The 21,519-nt window shown below is 58.7% G+C and carries 24 protein-coding genes; 16 read left to right on the forward strand and 8 right to left on the reverse strand.

Annotation, left to right across the window (positions count from 1 at the left end; all coding sequences use genetic code 11):
• The first annotated feature begins 92 nt into the window (after positions 1 to 92).
• Complete coding sequence (locus Q0792_RS13445; protein WP_298841405.1) at positions 93 to 746, forward strand: YggS family pyridoxal phosphate-dependent enzyme; 654 nt, start codon at positions 93 to 95, stop codon at positions 744 to 746.
• Here the strand turns inward: Q0792_RS13445 and Q0792_RS13450 are convergent.
• Together Q0792_RS13450 and ribA are read right to left on the reverse strand one after the other, a co-directional pair.
• A complete protein-coding gene (locus Q0792_RS13450; RefSeq protein WP_298841408.1) occupies positions 743 to 1,237 on the reverse strand; it encodes a L,D-transpeptidase family protein in 495 nt (164 codons plus the stop codon). The two genes, Q0792_RS13445 and Q0792_RS13450, sit on opposite strands and share 4 nt — an antisense overlap.
• Entirely contained in the window at positions 1,234 to 2,322 is a 1,089-nt protein-coding gene (gene ribA / locus Q0792_RS13455) for a GTP cyclohydrolase II (RefSeq protein ID WP_298841411.1), read from the reverse strand. Before ribA ends, Q0792_RS13450 begins: the two co-directional genes overlap by 4 nt.
• A gap of 162 nt (positions 2,323 to 2,484) precedes the next feature.
• On the opposite strand from ribA, the gene Q0792_RS13460 reads away from it, so the two are divergent.
• The 5 genes from Q0792_RS13460 (at position 2,485) to Q0792_RS13480 (ending at position 6,051) form a co-directional block, all read left to right on the forward strand.
• Positions 2,485 to 3,171 carry a response regulator transcription factor gene (locus Q0792_RS13460; protein WP_298841414.1) on the forward strand — a complete coding sequence of 229 codons (687 nt, stop codon included), beginning with the start codon at positions 2,485 to 2,487 and terminating at the stop codon, positions 3,169 to 3,171.
• Positions 3,172 to 3,437: 266 nt separating this feature from the next.
• Positions 3,438 to 4,226 (forward strand): exodeoxyribonuclease III, encoded by a 789-nt coding sequence (locus Q0792_RS13465; protein ID WP_298841418.1) that lies wholly within the window; start codon positions 3,438 to 3,440, stop codon positions 4,224 to 4,226.
• Between the two features lie 53 nt (positions 4,227 to 4,279).
• The gene (trxA, locus tag Q0792_RS13470) at positions 4,280 to 5,197 is read left to right on the forward strand and encodes a thioredoxin (protein ID WP_298841420.1); all 918 of its coding nucleotides are present in this window, start codon (positions 4,280 to 4,282) and stop codon (positions 5,195 to 5,197) included.
• 27 nt (positions 5,198 to 5,224) lie between these two features.
• On the forward strand, positions 5,225 to 5,869 hold the full coding sequence (locus tag Q0792_RS13475) for an LON peptidase substrate-binding domain-containing protein (protein WP_298841887.1): 645 nt from the start codon (positions 5,225 to 5,227) through the stop codon (positions 5,867 to 5,869).
• Positions 5,866 to 6,051, forward strand: a complete 186-nt coding sequence (locus Q0792_RS13480) for a Trm112 family protein (RefSeq protein WP_298841425.1) — start codon at positions 5,866 to 5,868, stop codon at positions 6,049 to 6,051. The genes Q0792_RS13475 and Q0792_RS13480 overlap by 4 nt, the downstream gene beginning before the upstream one ends.
• On the opposite strand, the gene Q0792_RS13485 is transcribed toward Q0792_RS13480, so the two are convergent.
• Positions 6,048 to 7,274, reverse strand: a complete 1,227-nt coding sequence (locus Q0792_RS13485) for an FAD-dependent monooxygenase (RefSeq protein WP_298841428.1) — start codon at positions 7,272 to 7,274, stop codon at positions 6,048 to 6,050. The two genes, Q0792_RS13480 and Q0792_RS13485, sit on opposite strands and share 4 nt — an antisense overlap.
• Positions 7,275 to 7,364: 90 nt before the next feature.
• Here Q0792_RS13485 and Q0792_RS13490 point away from each other — a divergent pair, with 90 nt between their 5' ends.
• The 4 genes from Q0792_RS13490 to Q0792_RS13505 all read left to right on the forward strand — a co-directional run bounded on the left by Q0792_RS13490 (position 7,365) and on the right by Q0792_RS13505 (position 13,494).
• Positions 7,365 to 8,693, forward strand: a complete 1,329-nt coding sequence (locus Q0792_RS13490; RefSeq protein WP_298841431.1) for an amidase — start codon at positions 7,365 to 7,367, stop codon at positions 8,691 to 8,693.
• Between the two features lie 106 nt (positions 8,694 to 8,799).
• On the forward strand, positions 8,800 to 9,984 hold the full coding sequence (locus Q0792_RS13495; protein ID WP_298841436.1) for an aminotransferase class I/II-fold pyridoxal phosphate-dependent enzyme: 1,185 nt from the start codon (positions 8,800 to 8,802) through the stop codon (positions 9,982 to 9,984).
• Between the two features lie 19 nt (positions 9,985 to 10,003).
• Positions 10,004 to 12,790, forward strand: a complete 2,787-nt coding sequence (locus Q0792_RS13500; RefSeq protein WP_298841439.1) for a DNA translocase FtsK — start codon at positions 10,004 to 10,006, stop codon at positions 12,788 to 12,790.
• A gap of 104 nt (positions 12,791 to 12,894) precedes the next feature.
• On the forward strand, positions 12,895 to 13,494 hold the full coding sequence (locus Q0792_RS13505) for an outer membrane lipoprotein carrier protein LolA (RefSeq protein ID WP_298841889.1): 600 nt from the start codon (positions 12,895 to 12,897) through the stop codon (positions 13,492 to 13,494).
• 3 nt (positions 13,495 to 13,497) lie between these two features.
• Here the strand turns inward: Q0792_RS13505 and Q0792_RS13510 are convergent, their stop codons facing one another.
• Together Q0792_RS13510 and Q0792_RS13515 are read right to left on the reverse strand one after the other, a co-directional pair.
• Positions 13,498 to 14,085 (reverse strand): lytic transglycosylase, encoded by a 588-nt coding sequence (locus Q0792_RS13510; RefSeq protein ID WP_298841442.1) that lies wholly within the window; start codon positions 14,083 to 14,085, stop codon positions 13,498 to 13,500.
• A gap of 72 nt (positions 14,086 to 14,157) precedes the next feature.
• The gene (locus Q0792_RS13515) at positions 14,158 to 15,039 is read right to left on the reverse strand and encodes an AEC family transporter (protein WP_298841444.1); all 882 of its coding nucleotides are present in this window, start codon (positions 15,037 to 15,039) and stop codon (positions 14,158 to 14,160) included.
• A gap of 84 nt (positions 15,040 to 15,123) precedes the next feature.
• Here Q0792_RS13515 and hspQ point away from each other — a divergent pair, with 84 nt between their 5' ends.
• Entirely contained in the window at positions 15,124 to 15,450 is a 327-nt protein-coding gene (gene hspQ, locus Q0792_RS13520) for a heat shock protein HspQ (protein WP_298841447.1), read from the forward strand.
• A gap of 10 nt (positions 15,451 to 15,460) precedes the next feature.
• On the opposite strand, the gene Q0792_RS13525 is transcribed toward hspQ, so the two are convergent.
• The 3 genes from Q0792_RS13525 to Q0792_RS13535 form a co-directional block, all read right to left on the reverse strand.
• Positions 15,461 to 17,038, reverse strand: a complete 1,578-nt coding sequence (locus tag Q0792_RS13525) for a gamma-glutamyltransferase family protein (protein ID WP_298841449.1) — start codon at positions 17,036 to 17,038, stop codon at positions 15,461 to 15,463.
• 258 nt (positions 17,039 to 17,296) lie between these two features.
• Positions 17,297 to 17,746: an ATP-binding protein gene (locus tag Q0792_RS13530; protein WP_298841451.1), complete on the reverse strand. Its 450-nt coding sequence runs from the start codon at positions 17,744 to 17,746 to the stop codon at positions 17,297 to 17,299.
• Positions 17,747 to 17,771: 25 nt separating this feature from the next.
• Positions 17,772 to 18,110, reverse strand: coding sequence for an STAS domain-containing protein (locus Q0792_RS13535; RefSeq protein WP_298841454.1), 339 nt, complete (start codon positions 18,108 to 18,110; stop codon positions 17,772 to 17,774).
• 83 nt (positions 18,111 to 18,193) lie between these two features.
• Here Q0792_RS13535 and Q0792_RS13540 point away from each other — a divergent pair, with 83 nt between their 5' ends.
• The 5 genes from Q0792_RS13540 to Q0792_RS13560 all read left to right on the forward strand — a co-directional run bounded on the left by Q0792_RS13540 (position 18,194) and on the right by Q0792_RS13560 (position 21,517).
• The gene (locus Q0792_RS13540; protein WP_298841458.1) at positions 18,194 to 19,366 is read left to right on the forward strand and encodes an acetyl-CoA C-acyltransferase; all 1,173 of its coding nucleotides are present in this window, start codon (positions 18,194 to 18,196) and stop codon (positions 19,364 to 19,366) included.
• The gene (locus tag Q0792_RS13545; RefSeq protein ID WP_298841461.1) at positions 19,363 to 19,851 is read left to right on the forward strand and encodes a GAF domain-containing protein; all 489 of its coding nucleotides are present in this window, start codon (positions 19,363 to 19,365) and stop codon (positions 19,849 to 19,851) included. The genes Q0792_RS13540 and Q0792_RS13545 overlap by 4 nt, the downstream gene beginning before the upstream one ends.
• Before the next feature lie 96 nt (positions 19,852 to 19,947).
• Positions 19,948 to 20,520, forward strand: a complete 573-nt coding sequence (locus tag Q0792_RS13550; protein WP_298841464.1) for a helix-turn-helix domain-containing protein — start codon at positions 19,948 to 19,950, stop codon at positions 20,518 to 20,520.
• Between the two features lie 2 nt (positions 20,521 to 20,522).
• Positions 20,523 to 21,143 carry a LysE family transporter gene (locus tag Q0792_RS13555; RefSeq protein ID WP_298841467.1) on the forward strand — a complete coding sequence of 207 codons (621 nt, stop codon included), beginning with the start codon at positions 20,523 to 20,525 and terminating at the stop codon, positions 21,141 to 21,143.
• Positions 21,143 to 21,517, forward strand: coding sequence for a GFA family protein (locus tag Q0792_RS13560; RefSeq protein ID WP_298841470.1), 375 nt, complete (start codon positions 21,143 to 21,145; stop codon positions 21,515 to 21,517). The genes Q0792_RS13555 and Q0792_RS13560 overlap by 1 nt, the downstream gene beginning before the upstream one ends.
• Positions 21,518 to 21,519 lie beyond the last annotated feature (2 nt).

Genomic DNA, 21,519 nt, shown 5'->3' on the forward strand with positions numbered 1-21,519 from the left:
GCATGATATCTGGGGCGGACCTTTCGGTTCGCCCCTTTTCTTTTCTGCATCTTTCTTATCTGTGTAACTGAACACTGACAGGAGAAGACTGCATGCCTCTTGAAGACATATCCGGTCGTATTGCTGCGGCAGAGGCCAGGGCCGGCCGCCCTGCCGGGTCGGTACATCTGATCGCTGTTTCCAAAGTGCAGCCCGACGCAAGGGTTGAGGCGGTACTGGAGCAGGGACATCGCTGTTTTGGCGAGAACCGCGTACAGGAAGCCGCCGGAAAGTGGCCGGGCTTTCGCGAGACATTCAAAGACATCGACCTGCACCTGATCGGACCATTACAGACCAACAAGGCACGGCAGGCCTTTGACCTTTTCCAGAGTATCCATTCTCTGGACCGCCAGAAACTGGCAAAGACATTTGCGCGCCTTGCCGACGAAACCGGGTCATGTCCGGAGTTGTTTATACAGGTCAATACAGGTGAAGAGCCGCAGAAAGCGGGCGTTCTGCCTGCCGACGCAGACAAATTTGTGCAGGACTGCGTTGCGTTGGATCTGCCGGTCAAAGGTCTGATGTGCATTCCACCAGCCGACGAAGAACCATCTCTTCATTTTGCGCTGCTTGCGAAAATTGCTGCCCGCAACGGACTTGAGGGTCTCAGTATGGGCATGAGCGGCGATTTCGAGACAGCCATTGCACTGGGTGCGACGCATGTGCGCGTCGGTTCCGCAATTTTCGGAGAACGTACGACGTCCTAGGGTACGATCAGCCTTGTCTGCAGAGTGATCAGCGGCGCGATGCGGCGCAGATGCGCGCGTGAAAAAGCGATACATCCTTCTGTCGGATAACCGGGACGCCGTTGCTGGTGGATAAAGATCGCCGAACCGCGCCCTTTCACTGCATATGGCCAGTTCCAGTCCGTCAGCAGAATCAGATCATACAGCGGATCAGAGCGGCGCAGTACTTCGTGACTGTAGGGACAGGGCGCACGGACCATCATGTTATAGTCTTCATGCGTGACGTCATCTGACCACAGATCACCCGGTCGGATCGGCAGCGCCCAGTCTGTGGGGCGTGCCATTCTGTCCGGACGGTATAGCATGCCGACTATGCGGTGGGTGCCGCGCGGTGTGGCACCGTCCCCCTCTTTCTTTCGCCCGCTTACGCCGCCCTTTCCGATTGTACAGGGCCAGTAGCGACCGAAAAAGCGCACACCGCGTGGGGTCAGGACAAGGTCAGAGGGTTTCATTCAAGATGGCCGGATTTACGCTGTTTGGTTTCGAGGTAGGCTTTGTTATGTGGGTTTTCGCCAACGTGCAGCGGCACCCGCTCGGTCACATCTATCCCGCAGCTCTGCATCATTCGTGTTTTCGCCGGGTTATTGGTCATCAGGCGGACCGCGTTAAATCCCAGTAACTTCAGAATGTCAGCACCCAGACGGAAATCCCGCTCGTCGTCCTCGAACCCCAGTCTGTGGTTCGCCTCGACCGTGTCGAAACCCTGGTCCTGCAGCGAGTAGGCCCGCATCTTGTTGGCCAGACCGATGCCGCGCCCTTCCTGATTCATGTAGAGCAGAACGCCATGGCCCTCTGCGCCCATCTGCGCGAGGGCCGCGCGCAGTTGGGGACCGCAGTCACATTTCAATGATCCCATAAGGTCGCCGGTAAAGCAGGCCGAATGCAGGCGGGACAGTACCGGTTTCGTTCTGTCCGGGCGCCCGATCTCGATCGCGTAATGCTCTTCTCCACCATCTTCGGGTCTGAAAACATGCAGGCGCCCTGCCTCGGAGACTTCCAGTGGCAGCCGGGCGCTGACAACACTGTGTAAAGGGCTCCGGTCGTTCAGAGCATCCGATACTGCATCCGTATTCAGGAGCGTCAGACCGTGCCCGGCCGCAAAAGAGGCAGCGTCAGGCACCGGAACCACTATGGCGGCCGGAAGAAGTCTTGCGGATTTGGCAAGACGGACGGCGATACGGGCCGGGTCCGGATCACCGGAGCGGTGGCTTGCGAGAGGCCCTTTCATCGGGTTCATGAGATCACCCGCAGGATCAGCTATGGCCCTGACCCAGGCCGCATCTGCATCCGGTGGCAGAGAAATCCGGGCAATGTCACCGTCGTAAGCTCTGGCGCGCAGAGTGTCCGCCCGCCGTGCCGTTATGGCCAGAACCCCACCCGTTCCGGCGCTGATCAGGCTGCGTAATCTGTTGGCATCCAGCGTTTCTGCTGCCGCAAGAATCGCAGGACTGCCGGAATCCAGCACCACAGGAACGCCCATCCGCAGGTCTGCGCGGGCCCTTGCAAGGCGTTCATGGACGTTTGGAGCAATAGTCATGATGTTACAGTGCCTGTCTTTTCCTGCGCTGATCTAGGGCAAACAGGCCGGAATTGAAACAATTCACCACCGATGTAACACGAGGCTGTGAGAGAAATCACACCACGCTTGTCTGCAGCGGCACAAAACCACAAATGTTGTTGCAACACGAGGGAGAGATCCATGGCACAGCTGAAAAAGATACTGCTAGTTGACGACGACGATGATCTGCGTGAGGCGCTCAGCGAGCAGCTGATCATGACAGAGGACTTCGATGTTTTCGAGGCCGCGAATGGCGCGGATGCTATGGTCAGGGCGAAAGAAGCGCTCTACGACCTTGTCATTCTTGATGTCGGGCTGCCCGATACCGACGGTCGCGAACTCTGCCGGCTGATGCGCAAACAGGGCGTCAAAAGCCCGATCCTGATGCTCACCGGACATGACAGCGACGCAGACACCATTCTGGGTCTGGATGCCGGCGCAAACGACTATGTCAGCAAGCCGTTCAAGTTTCCGGTCCTGCTCGCGCGGATCCGCGCACAGCTGCGCCAGCACGAACAGTCTGAGGACGCGGTATTCCAGCTTGGTCACTATACCTTCAAACCGTCGATGAAGATGTTGATCACCGAGGACGAGCGCAAGGTACGCCTGACGGAAAAAGAGACGAATATCCTGAAGTTTCTCTATCGCTCTACGGATGGTGTCGTACCGCGCGATGTCCTGCTGCACGAAGTCTGGGGTTACAACGCCGGGGTGACAACGCACACGCTTGAGACGCATATTTACCGTCTCCGCCAGAAAATAGAACCAGATCCGTCCAATGCGCGCCTTCTTGTGACCGAATCAGGCGGTTACAGACTGATGGCATAGGCTGTTCTTTGGTTTTTTGACCTGCGTCAATGAAACGTTAACCAAAACGGCCTACCTGTTAAGAACCCCGCGCATGTCCGGGTTATGACATGCACCTCCCTGTTGGACTTGGCCGGGCTTCGTGCCCGGTCTTTTTTTGTCCTGACACCGGTGGGCAGGGGGACGGCCCCTGCAGCCATTTTCTGACAGTACAGCCCGGACCGGGCATGGTGAAGGCCGGCCCGGCGCGTTAGGGTGCCGGCACGTCTGATTTGGGAGCGATACAGATGCCGTTTACTCTTGCCACCTGGAACATCAATTCCGTACGCCTTCGCGAGGAACTTGTTGTAAAACTGATGACAGAGGAAGGACCAGACGTCCTTTGCCTGCAGGAGTGTAAAAGCCCGGTCGACAAGATCCCGCTCGAGGCCTTCGCCGCCGCCGGATATGCGCATTACGTTGCGCGGGGCCAGAAAGGGTACAACGGTGTCGCAATTCTGTCCAAACTGCCAATCCGGGAGGCGGGCTCGATGGATTTTGCCGCACTCGGGCATGCCCGGCACATTGCCGGAGAGCTTGAGAACGGCGTGACAATCCACAATTTCTACGTACCGGCAGGCGGGGACAAACCTGACCGGAATATCAACGAAAAGTTTGGCCAGAAGCTGGACTACCTGACGGACATGCGGGACTGGTTCCGCGCAGACCGGCCCACCAGATCCATCCTGGTCGGTGATCTGAACATCGCACCGCGCGAGGACGATGTCTGGGATCACAAAAAACTGCTCAAGGTTGTCAGCCACACGCCGATCGAAGTTGAGCACCTTGCCGCAACCCAGGACGCCGGGCACTGGGTCGATATCACCCGTCAGGATATTCCTGCAGGACAGCTTTTCAGCTGGTGGTCCTATCGTTCGCCGGACTGGGATGGCGCGGACAAGGGCCGCAGGCTGGACCATATCTGGGCAACATCCGATATTGCGCAGTCCGGTCATTCCAGCCGGGTCCTGCGGAATGTGCGCGGATGGGAAAAGCCCAGCGACCACGCACCGGTTTTCGCTTCTTTTGACCTTTGAATTCGGCTCAGCGGTCCCATATAACGCAGACGCGACACAACAGGACGGACAACATGATGGATCTGAACCTTGGTGCGGCACCCGCTGCGGATGACCTGATCAAAGACAGCACTGAGGCAACCTTTATGGCCGACGTGGTCGAGGCCTCACAGACGGTTCCGGTAATTGTCGACTTCTGGGCGCCGTGGTGCGGACCCTGCAAGACGCTCGGGCCACAGCTTGAAGAGGCTGTGCGCGGCGCGAAGGGCGCTGTTCGGATGGTCAAGGTTAACGTTGACGAAGCGCAGATGATTGCGGGTCAGCTGCAGATTCAGTCCATTCCGACCGTATATGCCTTCCATAAAGGTCAGCCGGTTGACGGTTTTCAGGGCGCTGTGCCGCAGTCGGAGATCAGAGCATTTATTGACCGCGTGGTGAAAGCTGCGGGCGGCGAGGCTCCGGGAGATACACTTGCCGAAGCAATCGCAGCCGCGGAAGAAATGCTGAACGAGGGCGCGGCGACCGACGCTGCGCAGACCTTCGCCGCGATCCTGGGCGAAGACCAGAACAACGCGGCTGCTTACGCCGGCCTCGTGCGTTCGCATATCGCCCTGGGTGAGCTCGATCAGGCCGAAGCGATCCTGAACGGCGCACCGGCGGAAATTTCCAAATCTCCTGAGCTTGAAGCCGCGCATGCACAGCTGGAGCTGGCCCGTCAGGCTGAAGGCGCTGGACCGCTTGATGTTCTGCGATCGGCTGTTGAAGCTGATCCCGAGGACATGCAGGCGCGCTTCGACCTCGCCCAGGCACTGCATGCAAGCGGTGACGTGGAGGCCGCTGTTGACGCACTTCTGGACCTCTTCAGGCGGGACCGGGAATGGAACGATGGAGCCGCTAAAACCCAGCTCTTTACCATTTTTGAAGCGCTCAAGCCGAACGATCCCATCATGCTGAACGGCCGTCGCAGGCTGAGCTCGATGATATTTGCCTGACCGTCATTGCGGGCTACGTCCGTGGGTATGATAAACGCCGCAGAGCTTCCCGAAACGATTGCGATCTTCCCGCTGCCCGGTGCTCTTTTGCTGCCACGGGCGCGATTGCCGCTTCACATCTTTGAACCACGGTATCTGCAGATGTTCGAGGACGCGCTGAAAACGCCGACCCGTCTGATCGGTATGATCCAACCCAATGAGATACCCGGGCGTTCCGGCAGCGGTCTGCATACAATCGGATGTGCAGGGCGCATTACACAGTTCTCCGAGACAGAAGACGGAAGGTACCTGATCACGCTTGGCGGTGTCTGCCGTTTCCGGGTGAAACGCGAGGTTGAGGGGTTTACGCCCTACCGCCGGTGCGATGTGCTGTGGGACGGATTTGACCGTGATCTTGGGCCTGATGAGGAAGATCAGCGATTTGACCGCGACGAGTTTCTTGTTTTGCTCGAGCGCTATTTTGATGCGCGTGAACTTTCGGCAGACTGGGACACACTGCGCGACGCGGATGACGAACTGCTGATCAATTCGCTGTCCATGATGCTGGATTTCGATCCCGAGGATAAACAGGCGCTGCTCGAAGCTCCCAGCCTTTCGACGCGCCGTGAAACGCTGGTGACGCTGATCGAATACACCCTGCGGGGTGGTACAGAAAGTGAGATGATTCAGTGAGTGATACCAACAATACTGCAGACCGCCGGATGCTTGAGGCGCTGATCTGTCCGCAGACGCACACAACGCTGGAATATGACGCAGAACGCCAGGAGCTTGTTTCGCGCGCGGCGAATCTCGCGTTTCCCATTCGCAATGGGATCCCGGTCATGCTGAGCGACGAGGCGCGCCCGCTCGACTAAAGCGGCTGACCTTTGAGCAGGCGCGGCAGATCTCCGGTCAGTCCGGCGGCCTCCCGGATGAAACCACGGCGCAGGCCCGGCCATCTGCCGACAATTCCCATCCCGATATCACGCGTGGCGCGCAGCAGAGCGTTATCGTTTGAAAACAGACGGTTGAATGTATCAGTCGCCATGGCCAGCGTTGTATTGTCGAACCGCCGCCAGGTCTTGTAACTGCCCAGCGTGATGTCGGAACCGATGTCATCCCCACGGCGACGGGCATCAGCCAAAACTTCGGCCAGCGCCGCAATATCCCGAAAACCCGCATTCAGACCCTGCCCTGCGATCGGGTGGACTCCATGGGCGGCATCACCGACCAGAGCGGTGCGCGGCGCGATCATACTGTTGGCCAGCGAAAGCGACAGCGGGTAGGTGTACCGCGCGCCCGCCAGATCGATTTCACCCAGAAAACTGCCAAACCGTGGGCGGAGAACAGCGAGATAATCGGCATCGTTCATCGCATGGATACGTGCGGCATCTGCCGCTGTCTCGCTCCAGACAATCGAGCTCCGGTTGCCTTTCAACGGCAGAATGGCCAGCGGACCGGCTGGCATAAAGAACTGATGCGCCACCCCGTTGTGCGGGCGGTCGTGCGAGATGGCGCAGACCAGCGCCGTTTGTTTATAAGGCCAGCCTGTGCGCCCTATGCCTGCCCGTGACGCGGTTCCCGACGCGCGCCCGTCACATCCGGCCAGCAACCGGCCACGGATCTGCCGTCCGTCGTCCAGCGTGACCGTTACGCCCGCTGCGGTGGCCTGCTGAGCGACGACTGTCGCACCATTGATCTGAGAGATCTGTTCGGAGGCTTCCATCGCCCTGTGCAGCGCAGGGCGCAGATGGCGGTCCTCAATCATATATCCCATGGGGCCTTCTTCGATCTCGGCATGATCAAAATGCATAAAGAACGGAGACGGCCCCTCTCCGGCACGTCCGTCCGTTACCTTGATGTCCAGCATCGGCTGTGCGTCAGGCGCCAGCTGTTCCCAAAGACCAATGGCCTGCAAAAGCCGCGCTGACGACAGGGCCACCGCATAAGAGCGCCCGTCAAAACCCTTCTTTTTCATCGGGCTGGCAGGCAGCGTGTCGATCACGGTGGATGTCAGGCCAGCACAGGCGCATGCCAGCGCCAGTGCAGGCCCGTTCAGCCCGCCCCCTACGATAATGATGTCGCAATCGGTTTCCATGCCCTTTTCCTGCACGGCTGGCAGGGGATTGTCCATGCGCGCTTGCGTCGCTACCGTCCCGCCAGAACTGTCAGACCCCGGGGGTACAGGATGCAGGAATGGCTTGGTATGACGGCGACCGCACTGGGGCGCGGTATCGGTACAGGCGAAATCGATGCTGTTGCGCTGACTACAACGTATCTCGATGCGATTGACAGGCATCCGTTGCGGGACAGGATTTATGCCCGCGTAACCGCCGATCGTGCGCTGGCAGAAGCCAGGGCAGCGGCAGACCGGGCCAGGCTGGGCCAGAGAAGATCGCTTCTGGATGGTGTGCCAATCAGCTGGAAAGACCTGTTCGATACGGCGGGTATCGCAACCGAGGCAGGATCGAAGCTGCTGACTGGTCGGGTGCCGTCGCGGGATGCGCGTGTCCTTGAGAACGCGACATCTGCTGGCCTCGTCTGCCTTGGCAAAACACATATGAGCGAACTGGCTTTCTCGGGCCTGGGGCACAATCCAAGCACCGCTACACCGCCCTGTGTCAATGATGCGGATGCGGTGCCGGGTGGATCCTCTTCCGGGGCGGCAGCTTCAGTTGCATTTGATCTGGCCGCTGCGGGGATCGGGTCTGATACAGGGGGATCGGTGCGCATACCCTCTGCATGGAACGACCTTGTGGGCCTGAAGACAACGGCGGGACGCCTGAGCCTGGAAGGGGTGGTACCGCTCGCGCTGAAGTTTGACACAGTAGGTCCGCTCTGCCGGTCCGTCGGGGATGCTGCGCATCTGCTTGCCCTGCTCGAAGGCCGCAGGCCCGCTGACCTGACCGGTGTTACACTCGAAGGTAAGCGTTTTGCCATTCTCGAAACAGTTGCTCTCGAGGATGTCCGCGAGGAGCCGCTTGCGGCTTTTCAAGAGGCGACAGAACGGCTCGGCAATGCCGGGGCGCAGATTTCGCGACTCCATATCCCTGAAATCAATGATGCAATGGCGCTCACGACCTGCCTGTATACCTCAGAGGCCTATGGTCTGTGGCGAGATGTGATCGAGGCCAATCCGGAAGCCATGTATGCCGAAATTCTGGAACGGTTCCGCCTTGGTAAAAACCATTCCGGTCCAGACTATGTGGCTGCCTGGGCCGCACTTGAAACAGCGCGGGTTGCCTATGACAGAGCGACCGCCGGTTTCGATGCGGTCATTCTGCCAACTGCGCCAATCCTGCCGCCGAACCTCGGGCGACTGAACACGGACCACGATTACTATGTGACCGAAAACCTGCTGTCGCTGCGCAACACCCGGATCGGAAACCTGATGGGGCTCTGCGCGCTGAGCCTGCCAGCGGGTGTGGCAAGCTGCGGTTTGATGCTGATGGGTGCGCCGGGCCACGAAGAGGCTTTGCTGCGCACCGGTGCCGCTGTCGAAGCAGCTTTGGCCTAAAAGCCACAAATTTCGATAAAGCTGCGCGTTTTTGTGGACGCAGGCGCGTGCCACAGGTACCTTAGGAGAAACGGGACGCTAATGATCCCGACCTGAGGCAGTTTTAATGGTGTACCCCGAGCGGTTTTCGAACCTTCCGGCTCACGCATGGCCGCGTCTGCGCGCTCTTCTGGACGTGCATGAAGGCGGTGGTGAGCCCATCCACATGACAATTGGCGAGCCGAAACATGCGTTTCCGGCGTGGGTCACCGATAAAATAACCGAACATGCCGCAGGCTTTAACAGCTATCCGCCAAACGATGGGGCCCCTGCGCTGAAAGAGGCGATCTGCGGTTTTGTCTCGCGCCGGTACGGCGTGCCGCTCGACGCTGAGAGCCAGGTGATGGCTCTGAACGGCACGCGCGAAGGGCTGTACAATGCAGTCATGGCCTTATGTCCTGAAACCAAAGCAGGTGGAAAACCGGCCATCCTGATGCCGAACCCCTTTTACCAGGTCTACATGATTGCCTCGCTGTCCGTAGCGGCCGACCCGGTAATGGTTCCGGCGACGACGGAAAGCGGACATCTGCCGGACTATCACAGCCTGCCTGATGGCATTCTGAACAGGACAACTGCTGCATTCATCTGCTCGCCAGCAAACCCGCAGGGTGCTGTCGCCAGTTATGAATACTGGCGTGGTCTGATCGAACTTGCGGAAAAATACGACTTCAGGATTTTTGCCGATGAGTGCTATTCGGAAATTTACCGCAATGAAGCGCCGGTAGGGGCGCTTCAGGTTGCGCACGAGACGGGCGCTGACCCTGATCGGGTTGTGATTTTTCATTCGCTGTCCAAACGTTCGAATTTGCCGGGTCTGCGGTCTGGATTCGTCGCCAGCAGCGCTGAAAATATTACACAGATCAAACAGTTGCGAAACTACGCCGGATCGCCGCTGCCACTTCCGATACAACTGGCATCAGCCGCTGTCTGGAACGACGAGGAACACGTGATCGAAAACCGGGCAATGTATGTTGAGAAATACGACATCGCTGACCGGGTTCTGGGTAATGTGCCCGGCTATGCCAGCCCCGAGGCTGGCTTCTTTCTCTGGCTGCCAGTGAAAAGCGACGAAGAAGCCGCTGTGAAACTCTGGCGCGAAACCGGGGTCCGGGTTCTGCCGGGGGGATATCTGGCACAGGACTGGAACGGTGAAAATCCGGGGCAGGGATACATACGGGCCGCCATGGTGGCTCCAAAAGCGGAAACGGCACGGGGGATCGAACTGATCCGTGACTGCCTTTATCCGCAATAAATGACGAGGGATCAGAGCAATGGCATATCAGACTAGAGGTCGTGACCCGCTGTTTGACAGCAACATGGCGCAGGCGATGGAGAAAAGGGGCAAAGAGCTCTTTGGACTGTTCCTGATCGCACTGGGGTTGATGGCCTGTGCGATGATTGCATCCTATACGCCTGACGATCCCAACTGGATGGTTTCAACCGATGCGCCAACGCAGAACTGGATGGGGCGTACTGGCGCGTCTATAGCGGCACCGCTGTTCATGATCGTGGGCTGGGGGTCCTGGGGCCTTGGAATCGTTCTGCTGGTGTGGGGGTTGCGCTTTGCGCTGCACAAAGGTGCTGATCGTGCCGTGGGACGGTTGATCTTTGCCCCCATCGCGATTGCGGCGGGCTCAATTTATGCTGCAACCCTGACGCCTGCCGGCAACTGGCTGGACACGCACAGCTTTGGCCTTGGCGGGCTTTTCGGCGATACCGTAATGGGCGCGTTGCTGACGCTGCTGCCGATCGGATCTGTTCTGACGGTCAAACTGATGTCGTTGCTTATGGCGCTTGGAATTCTCGCACTTGGTGCCTTTGTGCTTGGCTTCACAAAGGATGAGCTTTTGCGCATCGGGCGCTTTCTGCTGCTGGGGCTGGTCATGATGTATGCCGGCCTGATGACGCTGCTCGGCAAAAGTGCCAGCGGAACGGTAAATGCGGCACAGGTGCTTTCAGCCCGGGCAGCAGACCGCCGTGCCAGAGCGCGAGAGGCTGCCGGGGCTGACGCAACACGCGTGGCACCCGCCCCCGAAGCGCCTGCTTTTCATGATCCGGAGACCAGCAAACCGGGTCTCTTTTCCCGGATGCCCGGGCTGGTGCGCCGCCCTGAAACCATGCCCGAGCAGGAGCTGGTCGACCCCGATGCGTTTTCGGACGACGTCGAGGCGCCGGGCGAGGACCGCATCAAAGCCCGTATTGCTGATGTGATCAAATCGAGGGTCCGCACGGGCAGCGCTGTGCACACTCCGACGACAGCACCTCTGACGCGTGGTCGCGGACGTGGCCCGGACCCGCTGGTTCTGGACACTTCCGGAGCGCGTGCAGAACCGCCATTGACGGCCGCGGCTCCGGCTGTGCCACCAGCTCCTGAGGTCGCACTTCAGGAAACTGACATCGCGCCGGAACCACCTGTCCAGACACCTGTCGTCCCGGCAGCCGAACCGCGCCGGGTTGTACAGCAGCCCGCCCGCAAACCTGTTCAGCCATCGCGCCGTGCACAGGCAGAGGCGCAACCCACACTGTCTTTCGACGAATCTCACCCGGGCTTTGAGCTGCCACCGCTCAGCCTGCTTGAGAACCCGGTGGAAATCCCGCGCCTGCACCTCAGTGATGAGGCACTCGAAGAAAACGCCCGCATGCTCGAATCCGTGCTGGACGATTACGGGGTTAAGGGCGAGATCGTGGCCGTGCGCCCCGGTCCGGTTGTGACCATGTACGAGCTTGAACCCGCGCCCGGCCTCAAAGCGAGCCGTGTTATTGGTCTCGCAGATGATATCGCACGGTCAATGGCAGCACTTTCCGCACGTGTCTCTACGGTGCCGGGCCGGTCTGTGATCGGTATCGAACTGCCCAATGAAAACCGCGAAAAGGTTGTGCTCAGAGAAATCCTTTCCGCGCGCGATTTCGGGGACGGCAATCACCGTTTGCCGCTGGCGCTGGGCAAGGACATCGGCGGCGATCCGGTGGTCGCCAACCTGGCCAAGATGCCACACCTTCTGATCGCGGGAACGACCGGTTCGGGTAAGTCCGTTGCGATCAACACCATGATCCTGTCGCTGCTCTACAAGCTGACACCCGAAGAATGCCGGATGATCATGATCGACCCCAAAATGCTCGAACTGAGCGTTTACGACGGTATTCCGCACCTGCTGTCTCCGGTGGTGACAGACCCCAAAAAGGCGCTGGTTGCGCTGAAATGGGTCGTAGGTGAAATGGAGGAACGGTATCGCAAGATGTCCAAAATGGGCGTGCGTAACATCGAAGGTTACAACGGCCGCGTGCGCGAGGCTCTGGCCAAAGGCGAACTGTTCAGCCGGACAGTGCAGACAGGGTTTGACGAGGACACGGGCGAGCCGGTTTTTGAAACAGAAGAGAACACGCCCGAAACGCTGCCCTATATCGTGGTGATCGTCGATGAAATGGCCGACCTGATGATGGTTGCGGGCAAAGAAATCGAAGCCTGCATCCAGCGTCTGGCACAGATGGCGCGTGCCAGCGGTATCCACCTGATTATGGCCACGCAACGTCCGTCTGTTGACGTAATTACCGGTACGATCAAAGCGAACTTCCCGACGCGGATTTCCTTCCAGGTGACATCGAAAATCGACAGCCGGACGATCCTGGGTGAAATGGGCGCTGAACAGCTGCTGGGTATGGGCGACATGCTTTACATGGCCGGTGGCGCCAAGATCACGCGCTGCCATGGCCCGTTCGTGTCCGATGAGGAAGTCGAGGAAATCGTCAACCACCTCAAAGCCTTTGGCGAACCAGACTACGTCAAGGGCGTGGTCGAGGGGCCGTCTGAGGACACCGAAAGCAGCATTGACGCGGTTCTGGGTCTGGGTGGCAACACAGATGGTGAAGACGCGCTTTATGATACCGCCGTGCAGGTGGTGATCAACGATCGCAAGTGCTCCACCAGCTACATCCAGCGGAAACTGGCCATTGGCTACAACAAGGCGGCGCGCCTCGTTGAGCAGATGGAGGAGCAGGGTCTTGTCTCGGCGGCCAATCACGTGGGTAAACGCGAAATTCTGGTGCCGGAGCAGGGCTGATCTGCGGAACAATTTGCGCATAACGGGTGTTTGCTATCGCATAGCAGAGCCCGGCGCCCTACATCACAGGGCAGAAATGACGCAATAAGGAAGCCGCGATGACGATGATCCGACGGAGTTTTCTGGCCATTTGCCTGATGGCGGCAGGCATTGGTCCGGCAGCAGCAGATCAGCTGTCGCTGAATGCGATTTCAAACTACCTGAATGGTCTGAAAACGGCGCAGGGATCGTTCACGCAGATCAATGATGACGGGTCGCTGAGCACCGGCCGGCTGTACATCAGCCGCCCGGGCAAGATGCGCTTTGAATATGACCCGCCCGAGCAGGCGCTGGTCATTGCCGAGGCCAACGCTGTCTTTATTATCGACAAGAAATCCAATCAGCCGCCGGAGACTTATCCGCTGAGGCGCACCCCGCTGTCACTGATCCTTGCCCGCAATATCAATCTGGCGCGCGCCAGCATGGTCACAAACCATACTTTTGATGGCACCGCCACAATCGTGACGGCACGGGACCCGGAAAATCCGGAATACGGCAACATACAGATGAGTTTCACCGAGAACCCGGTCCAGCTGCGCCAGTGGATTGTGAACGACGCTAACGGTGGGACGACAACGGTTATTCTGGGTGAATTCGAAACAGGGATGAACCTTGCGTCATCCCTGTTCAGTGCTGATCGCGCTGTCACCCAGCGCGATCGCTGAGCCTTATCGTCCGACGCTGCAGGCCGCCAGCTGCGCCTGATAGGTGTCCGCACGGGCGTCTACCCTGTTCGCCACGTTCAGCAGCCAGGACTTACGGTTATAGGACCCTCTGGCATAGCCTGTGTGGCCCTCGTGATAGGCAAGGTACTGGTTGCGCGTGTCATAAAGGGAAATGCCGTTTCGCTCGCGGCTGATGTTCATATACCAGCCCATAAAGTCACTGGCATCGCGAATGCGGTCTCGCCGGGCAAAGCGCTTACCAGTGGCACGCTGGTAGTCCTCCCACGTGCCATCAAGCGCCTGTGCATAGCCATAAGCGCTGGACTGACGCCCCATCGGAATCACACCCAGCGCGTATTTGTGTGGCGTGCGCGCATTGGACACAAAACGGCTCTCCTGATGAATCGTAGCCATCTGAACATGCACGGGCACGCCCCATTTGCGTTCCGTTTCCTGGAATGCCTTCATGTACTGCGGGCGCTCCTGAACCAGACGGCACGCGTTATCCAGATTACGCGGCGCCGACGACTGGCCACCCCCACACGAGGCCACCAGTAAAATCAGTCCCAAAGCGCGAAGAGTTCTGCTCATCTGCCTCTCGCTTTTTTATATTTTTATTGAGCCTACTGTAGCTGAAAAAAGTGCTCAGGGAAATCACGTTTTCTACAGAAGAGCTGCCAGCAGAACAGGCAGCGCTGCCACCGACATCAGGGTTGAGGCGACGACAAGCCCCGCGACCTCATCAGATTTCGCACCATACTTTTCGGCGAGCATATAAGAGGTCACAGCAACCGGGGTTGCCACCTGCAGAACAAGCACCGCGAAGGCAACCGGATCAAGGTCAAAACCACGGGCTGCGACCCATGCGATACCGGTGCAGATGATAAGTTTGACTGCGCTGAGGAACACTGCGCGCAGCATCCCGCCGGCACGAAGCCGCGCCACGGCGACACCAAGGGTGATCAGCATCAGAGGAATGCCGATCTGCCCCACCAGGCTCAGCGTGTTGGTCAGAAATTCCGGTGTGCGCCAGCCCTGCCACATGAACAGAAGTCCAAGTACCGTACCGCCAAACAGAGGTTCGCGCAGAATTTTGGTCAACGAACCCTGGCCGGCAACCATCCAGATCCCGAAAGTGAAATTCCAGACCAGCATGACAGCAAACACGATAATCGCATAGCTCAGCCCTTCGTTTCCAAAGGCAAAAAGCGCCAGCGGTAACCCCAGATTGCCGGTATTTCCAAAGATAAGAGGGCTGGTAAACGTCCGGTTGTCGAGGCGCATAACCCGGACAAGGACCAGAACCACCAGCGTTACCGCCCCATAGGCAGCCGCGGACGCCAGCGACAGCGCCGTCAGTGCCTGTGCGTCAATCTCTGTTTCCATAAGCGAAACAAAAATCAGACAAGGCAAAGACAGTGTCATGGCCAGCTGAGTGACAAACTGCAGGCGATATTCCAGCCCGCACCGCACCCACGTATAGCCGATAGCCGCCAGCAAAAAGACCGGAGCAACAATTTCCAGCACTGTAAGTGCAAGGTTCACAATCTGTTTCCCGAAATTGCGGTCCAGGAAATGGACAAATGGCTATTGAACCGTTTAATAACGGGCGGTAGAGGCAGCATTGTTATGAATGGTACACGCGCGAAATACCACCTTGGACAGGTCGTCCGGCACCGGAAACATCCGTTCCGCGGTGTGATTTTTGACGTGGATCCCGAATTTGCAAATACCGACGAATGGTACGAGGCAATTCCCGAGGACAGCCGCCCTGCAAAAGAACAGCCGTTCTATCACCTTCTGGCTGAAAATGAGCAGAGCTATTACGTAGCATACGTGTCGGAGCAGAACCTTGTCGCGGACTATTCAGGCGAACCTGTTGATCATCCGGACATCCCTGATCTCTTTGGTCCGTTTCAGAACGGCACATATCCACTGCACTTCCAGATGAACTGAGCCAGGGGGCTCAGTATCCGAGCGCGCATCCATCTTTGCGCGGATCGCTGGCCCCTTCGAGCACACCATCGTCACGGATCAGAATCGCCTGGGCGCCGCCAATGGCAGTGTCGGGGATTGTGACGTTGTGGCCCATATCGGTGAGTTCCTGTCGGACAGTATCAGAGAAACCGCGCTCGACCTTCATATTCCCCTGGTCCGGGAACGAGCGCGGAGCATCGATCGCCGTTTGCGGGTCCATTCCGAAGTCGGACAGATTGGACGCAAAACGCGCATGTCCGTGGGGCTGGTATGCGCCCCCCATGACCCCAAAGGGCATGACGACGCGGCCACCCTTGCGGATCATGCCCGGAATGATGGTATGCAGCGGTCGCTTGCCACCCTTCATTTCGTTCGGGTGGCCCTCTTCAAGCGTGAAACCTGCACCACGGTTCTGCAGCAGTATCCCGTATTTGTCCGATGCAATCCCCGAACCGAACCCGTTAAAAATCGAATAGATCAGCGAAACCGACATGCCGTCGCGGTCGACCACCGTGATATAGATGGTTTCTTTGTGCACCGTTTCGCTGAGTGTCATCGCCGATGCCATCGCCGTGCGCGGGTCAATCAGATCGGCAAGCTGACGGGCAGTATCCATACTGAGCATGTGATCCAGCCGCGTCATGTAGTCCGCATCCGCGACAAAGCGGTTACGTGCGTCATATGCCAGTTTGGCGGCCTCGGCCTCGATATGCGTTCTTTCCGTTCCAAACGGATCCATTGCTGAAATGTCGAACTGCGCCAGGATGTTCATCATCAGAATCGCGGTGGCGCCGTGACCGTTTGGCGGATGTTCGACAACCTCCAGATCCCTGTACGTTCCGGAAACAGGTATTGTCGGCGTGCAAGACACCCTGGCAAAGTCATCGAGCGTATGTGTGCCGCCAAGCGCGGTCAGTGCACTGACCATGTCTTCCGCGATTTCGCCGGTATAAAAGGCGTCGCGCCCGTCCCGTGCGATACGGCGCAGAACGTCGGCCTGACCGGGTGCTGCAAAAATTTCACCGCCCTTGGGGACAGCGCCGTTGATCATAAAGCGGTCTTTTGCGACGCCCTGCAGTACCCAGGCATCTCTTTCCCAGTCGAATGCGACGCGGTCAGCGACCGGCACACCGGACTCTGCATATCTGATTGCGGGTTCCAGTATCGCGTCGAGGCCGATGCGACCCACATTTTCTGACAGGTAACAGAATGCGTCGACGGCTCCCGGAATGGTTACGGCGTGCGCGCTGTTTACCGGCACCCTGCTGTGACCGGCCTGTCGCAGCAGGGCGGCGTCGGATGCAGCGGGCGCGCGGCCCGAACCGTTCAAAGCTTTGACCTCACTGTCTGGCGTTTCAGACCACAGCACAAAGCAGTCGCCGCCTATTCCTGTCATCTGGGGTTCGCAGATGCCCAGCAGGACCGATGCGGAAACTGCCGCATCCATGGCGTTTCCACCGCGTTCCAGAATATCGATGGCTGTTTTTGTGGCCAGCGGGTGCGACGTTGCGCACATACCGTTGGTGGCAAGGACCGGGGACCGGCCCGGAAAGTGAAAATCGCGCATATATTCCCCCGTCGACAGGCACAGTGCACATTAGTGCGATGATGCCGGATGTCCACGAGCCAGAACAGGGATAGGGGAGGAATTCCTCGACGCCGCGCACTGGGTGGGGGCTATTAGACGCGGCGCCGAGGGAAGCTATATGCAGCTACAGGAGCAGTTATGCCGGTCGAACAAGGCCGCATTATGAAGTGATTTTGTTCGTTTGGGGAATAATTGAGAAGAAAGTAAGACCGGCCGCCTCAGGTCTTAACAGGGTCTTTACATGATAATTCCAACCGGCAGACGCAGCGTGAGCCGGTTCTGCGTTGCGTTGCGGGCATAATGAACGTCCTTGGCCAGGTCCTGGATAAGGAACCAGCCAAATCCACCCTCGGGCAGATCGCCCAGGTCAACATCAACGGAAACCTGGTTGCCCAGGGGCAGCTGCCCGTCAGGCATCGCCAGTCCTGCATCGGTGATGCTCACATGCAGCCCGTCTTTTTTGTGTACACAGCGGATATCGATCGGCCCTGAGGGACTGCCTTCGGGATACGCATGCTCGACGATGTTGTTCAGAACTTCTGCCAGAACCAGTTCGATCGTTCCGGATTCCTCGACATCAAGCCCGATCGGGCCAAGGGCAGAAAGGAACCGGCTCAGCGCTTCGCGCACAGCCATTTCGCTGCTCATGATCGAAACTTCAAAGGGGGGGAGGATTTCCGCAGCCATTGGCTCGGTCCTTTCCGTAGGCTCGTCAGTTACGCAGTTCGGCGAGAGCGCCGTCAAGGGTCGGGAATACGCTGAAGACAGAATCCATCCTGGTCAGCTGGAACACGCGCTGGACCGTCGGGGTCAGCCCGGCCAGTGCCAGTTTGCGGTCTGCCCCCATGTTCTTCATTGCGGCAACAATTGCGCCGAGGCCACTGGAGTCGATGAATTCCACTTTGCTGAGGTCAAGTACAACCAGGTCTGGCCCGTCGTCCGTCTCGGACCGCATGGCGTCCTTGAATTCCAGCGCCACAGCGGCGTCAATCCTGGCATCCTGTACGGACACTATGCGCAACTGATCTTCTGTTTTTGTGGAGAGTTCCATAGTAAAGTCCCCGGAAATATGATCGGCTTGTTGTGTAGTCGTGAAGTCTTACGAAACCCTTTAGGCCGCGAGGAGGTTCAGGGATGCGCGAAGTGGTGATTGCCGGGGCGGCACGGACTCCGATGGGCGGGTTTCAGGGTGTGCTGTCCGATCTGACGGCCGCAGACCTCGGCGGCGCGGCTGTCGCAGCAGCTCTGAAGGATGCGGGTACCACGACCGTTCAGGAAATTCTGATGGGCTGCGTCCTGCCCGCAGGCCAGGGCCAGGCGCCCGCGCGTCAGGCTGGTTTTCTGGCCGGACTGGGGGAAGAGGTTCCGGCGACAACCCTGAACAAGATGTGCGGATCGGGCATGAAGGCGACCATGACAGCCTTTGACCAGATTGCACTGGGACAGAGTGACGTGATCGCTGCGGGTGGCATGGAAAGCATGACGAATGCGCCTTATGTGCTGCCCAAAATGCGGGGCGGCGCGCGCCTCGGGCACACGCAGGTTGTTGATCATATGTTCCTGGACGGCCTTGAAGATGCCTATGACAAAGGCAGGCTGATGGGCACATTTGCCGAAGACTGCGCCGAAACTTTTCAGTTCACCCGCGAAATTCAGGATGAATACGCGCTGTCTTCGCTGTCTCGGGCGCTTAAGGCTGCGGAATCAGGCGCGTTTGATGGCGAAATCACACCCGTCGACGTGAAATCTCGCAAAGGTACCATCACCATTTCTGCAGATGAGCAGCCAGGCACGGCGAAGCCCGGGAAGATTCCGCACCTGAAACCTGCTTTCCGTGAGGGTGGCAGCGTGACAGCGGCGAATTCATCTTCTATCTCGGACGGGGCCGCGGCGCTGATCGTAGCTTCCGGCACAGCGGCCAGGGATCAGGGCCTGAACGTTCGCGCCCGCATCATCGGCCATGCAAGCCACGCACAGCATCCGGGACTGTTTACCACAGCGCCGGTGCCCGCTGCAAAGCGCCTGATGGACCGGATCGGATGGTCTGCGGACAGCGTTGACCTGTGGGAAGTAAACGAGGCCTTTGCTGTGGTGCCGCTTGCCTTTATGCGGGAAATGGGCCTGAGCCATGACATCGTTAATGTGAACGGCGGTGCCTGCGCGCTGGGGCATCCGATCGGCGCGTCGGGTGCGCGGATCATCGTCACGCTGCTGAATGCGCTTGAGAAACGGAACCTGAACCGTGGAATCGCAGCAATCTGCATCGGGGGGGGCGAGGGCACCGCAATTGCGATTGAACGGGTATGACCACGTCTGTTTCTGACAGGAAAATTCCGGGTCGCGCGGACTATAAAGAGCTTGCACGATCTGTCGCCGCACTGACCGAAGGGGAGACGGATGAGATCGCGCTGATGGCGACAGTTGTCTGCGAGGTGCATCATTCGGACAGTCGCTTTGACTGGACAGGCTTTTATCGGGTCACCGAACCGGAGCTGCTGAAGATCGGCCCGTATCAGGGCGGGCACGGGTGCCTTGTGATCCCGTTTTCGCGGGGCGTATGCGGTGCAGCAGCGCGCAGTGGTGAGACGCAGCTGGTCGCGGATGTCGATGCCTTTCCGGATCATATAGCCTGCGCGTCGTCGACCCGTTCGGAACTTGTGATACCGGTGCGCAACGGCTCTGGCGATATCATCGCAGTATTTGACATCGATAGTGATCTGCCCGACGCTTTTTCCCATGAGGACGCAGCGGCGATTGAAGCTCTGCTGGACAGTGTATTCCGCCGCCTGTAGGCCGGAGTTTTCCGGATCAGGTCGTGAAAAATTTCTGGCTTTTTTCATTTTGTTCCGACATGGTGAAAAAATCCGACAGAATTTCATGAATCACCGATGCGTCACAGCCTGCCAACTCAACCAGATACATTGGGCGCCGATCTGAGAGCCCTGCGCAAGTCGCGCGGCATGACGATTGTTGACCTGGCAGGGGCGCTTGGCCGATCCGTTGGCTGGCTCAGCCAGGTGGAACGCGACAAATCCGAGCCGTCGATATCAGACCTGCGGCTTATTGCTGCCGTGCTCGGAGTTTCAGTGTCGATGCTGTTCCGACACTCGGCTGCGCCAGCACATGAGGCCGGACATATCGTCCGCCGCAATGCGCGGCGGCCCATCGGATCTTCTGTTGCAGGGCTGGTCGAGGAACTCCTGTCCCCCGACCTCACAGATGATTTTGAGATGGTTCACTCGACCTTTCAGCCAGCCAGCGGGATCACGGAAACTGTCACACGGCCGACGCAGGAAGTTGGCTATATGATCTCCGGCAGGCTGGACCTGTGGATCGCCGGGCAGACACACACAGTCTGTCCGGGAGACAGCTTTCGCATCCGCGGAGAACCCTTTCGCTGGTCGAACCCTTATACCGAACCCGCAGAGGCGATCTGGGTGATCGCCCCACCGGTGTACTGACCATGAGTTTTGAGGCCTGGACCATCTTCGCCCTGTTCTGGATTGTCTTTGTTACGACGCCGGGACCCAACGCCGTTAACTGTATCAACAACGGAATGACGCTGGGGTTTCGGAAGTCACTCGTCGGTGTCCTGGCTATCCTGACCCAGGCCGGTCTGTTTCTGACTCTGTCCGCTTTCGGCATCACGGCACTGATTGCGGCCTCACCGACAGGGTTTTTCGTGGCAAAACTGCTCGGGGCCGCATTTCTGATCTGGATGGGCGTACGCGGGTGGATGCATGCGACAAAGCCCGTAAGGCTTGCGCCGCAGCCCGCCCGGTCTGTCTACATGCGGGCGCTGGCTGTCGCGACGATAAACCCCAAAAGCGTCGCCGGATATCTGGCCGCCTTTTCACAGTTTGTGCAGCCGGATGTGCCGGTGATGCAGCAGATGATTGTTATTGTCCCGACAGCGCTGACCCTGACCGCGCTCAGCTACACAGGGTTCACCGCACTCGGTGCCGGCCTCGGGCGTGCGGCGCTGGGGGCTGTGTTCAATGTCTGGGTGCGGCGTGCGCTTGCGACCTGTTTTGTAATCTATGGCGTGCTTCTGGGCGCCTCTTCGACCCCGGGGAGGACATGATGGTCAGAGGAAGCTGCCTTTGCGGTGCTGTCACATACACGGCCCACGGAGACCCCGGTGCACCGGCGGCCTGCCACTGCGGACAATGTCGGAAACAGTCAGGTCACGTCTGGGCATCGTCATATGTCAAAGACGGCAACCTGGAGATCGCCGGGCCGGTGCGCTGGTTTCAGTCATCTGAAAAGGCGCGGCGTGGCTTTTGCCCTGCCTGTGGCTCGGCGCTTTTCTGGGATCATGAGGATGATCCGTTCATCTGTTTTTCAACCGGCTCGATTGACGGGCCGACGGGGCTGCGCCTGCGCGGCCATATCCATACCGCTGAAAAAGGCGACTACTACACAATCTCGGCCGACGAGCCGCAAAGGGAGAACTGAAC

Origin of the sequence: uncultured Roseobacter sp., assembly GCF_947495025.1 — a bacterium.
Classification (GTDB): domain Bacteria; phylum Pseudomonadota; class Alphaproteobacteria; order Rhodobacterales; family Rhodobacteraceae; genus Roseobacter.

Excerpts from the sequence above, each read along its gene's own strand:
- Q0792_RS13445 (WP_298841405.1), top strand. The coding sequence starts at position 93 with ATGCCTCTTGAAGACATATCCGGTCGTATTGCTGCGGCAGAGGCCAGG.
- Q0792_RS13450 (WP_298841408.1), bottom strand. The coding sequence starts at position 1,237 with ATGAAACCCTCTGACCTTGTCCTGACCCCACGCGGTGTGCGCTTTTTC.
- ribA (WP_298841411.1), bottom strand. The coding sequence starts at position 2,322 with ATGACTATTGCTCCAAACGTCCATGAACGCCTTGCAAGGGCCCGCGCA.
- Q0792_RS13460 (WP_298841414.1), top strand. The coding sequence starts at position 2,485 with ATGGCACAGCTGAAAAAGATACTGCTAGTTGACGACGACGATGATCTG.
- Q0792_RS13465 (WP_298841418.1), top strand. The coding sequence starts at position 3,438 with ATGCCGTTTACTCTTGCCACCTGGAACATCAATTCCGTACGCCTTCGC.
- trxA (WP_298841420.1), top strand. The coding sequence starts at position 4,280 with ATGATGGATCTGAACCTTGGTGCGGCACCCGCTGCGGATGACCTGATC.
- Q0792_RS13475 (WP_298841887.1), top strand. The coding sequence starts at position 5,225 with ATGATAAACGCCGCAGAGCTTCCCGAAACGATTGCGATCTTCCCGCTG.
- Q0792_RS13485 (WP_298841428.1), bottom strand. The coding sequence starts at position 7,274 with ATGGAAACCGATTGCGACATCATTATCGTAGGGGGCGGGCTGAACGGG.
- Q0792_RS13490 (WP_298841431.1), top strand. The coding sequence starts at position 7,365 with ATGCAGGAATGGCTTGGTATGACGGCGACCGCACTGGGGCGCGGTATC.
- Q0792_RS13495 (WP_298841436.1), top strand. The coding sequence starts at position 8,800 with ATGGTGTACCCCGAGCGGTTTTCGAACCTTCCGGCTCACGCATGGCCG.
- Q0792_RS13500 (WP_298841439.1), top strand. The coding sequence starts at position 10,004 with ATGGCATATCAGACTAGAGGTCGTGACCCGCTGTTTGACAGCAACATG.
- Q0792_RS13505 (WP_298841889.1), top strand. The coding sequence starts at position 12,895 with ATGATCCGACGGAGTTTTCTGGCCATTTGCCTGATGGCGGCAGGCATT.
- Q0792_RS13510 (WP_298841442.1), bottom strand. The coding sequence starts at position 14,085 with ATGAGCAGAACTCTTCGCGCTTTGGGACTGATTTTACTGGTGGCCTCG.
- hspQ (WP_298841447.1), top strand. The coding sequence starts at position 15,124 with ATGAATGGTACACGCGCGAAATACCACCTTGGACAGGTCGTCCGGCAC.
- Q0792_RS13525 (WP_298841449.1), bottom strand. The coding sequence starts at position 17,038 with ATGCGCGATTTTCACTTTCCGGGCCGGTCCCCGGTCCTTGCCACCAAC.
- Q0792_RS13530 (WP_298841451.1), bottom strand. The coding sequence starts at position 17,746 with ATGGCTGCGGAAATCCTCCCCCCCTTTGAAGTTTCGATCATGAGCAGC.
- Q0792_RS13535 (WP_298841454.1), bottom strand. The coding sequence starts at position 18,110 with ATGGAACTCTCCACAAAAACAGAAGATCAGTTGCGCATAGTGTCCGTA.
- Q0792_RS13540 (WP_298841458.1), top strand. The coding sequence starts at position 18,194 with ATGCGCGAAGTGGTGATTGCCGGGGCGGCACGGACTCCGATGGGCGGG.
- Q0792_RS13545 (WP_298841461.1), top strand. The coding sequence starts at position 19,363 with ATGACCACGTCTGTTTCTGACAGGAAAATTCCGGGTCGCGCGGACTAT.
- Q0792_RS13550 (WP_298841464.1), top strand. The coding sequence starts at position 19,948 with ATGCGTCACAGCCTGCCAACTCAACCAGATACATTGGGCGCCGATCTG.
- Q0792_RS13555 (WP_298841467.1), top strand. The coding sequence starts at position 20,523 with ATGAGTTTTGAGGCCTGGACCATCTTCGCCCTGTTCTGGATTGTCTTT.
- Q0792_RS13560 (WP_298841470.1), top strand. The coding sequence starts at position 21,143 with ATGGTCAGAGGAAGCTGCCTTTGCGGTGCTGTCACATACACGGCCCAC.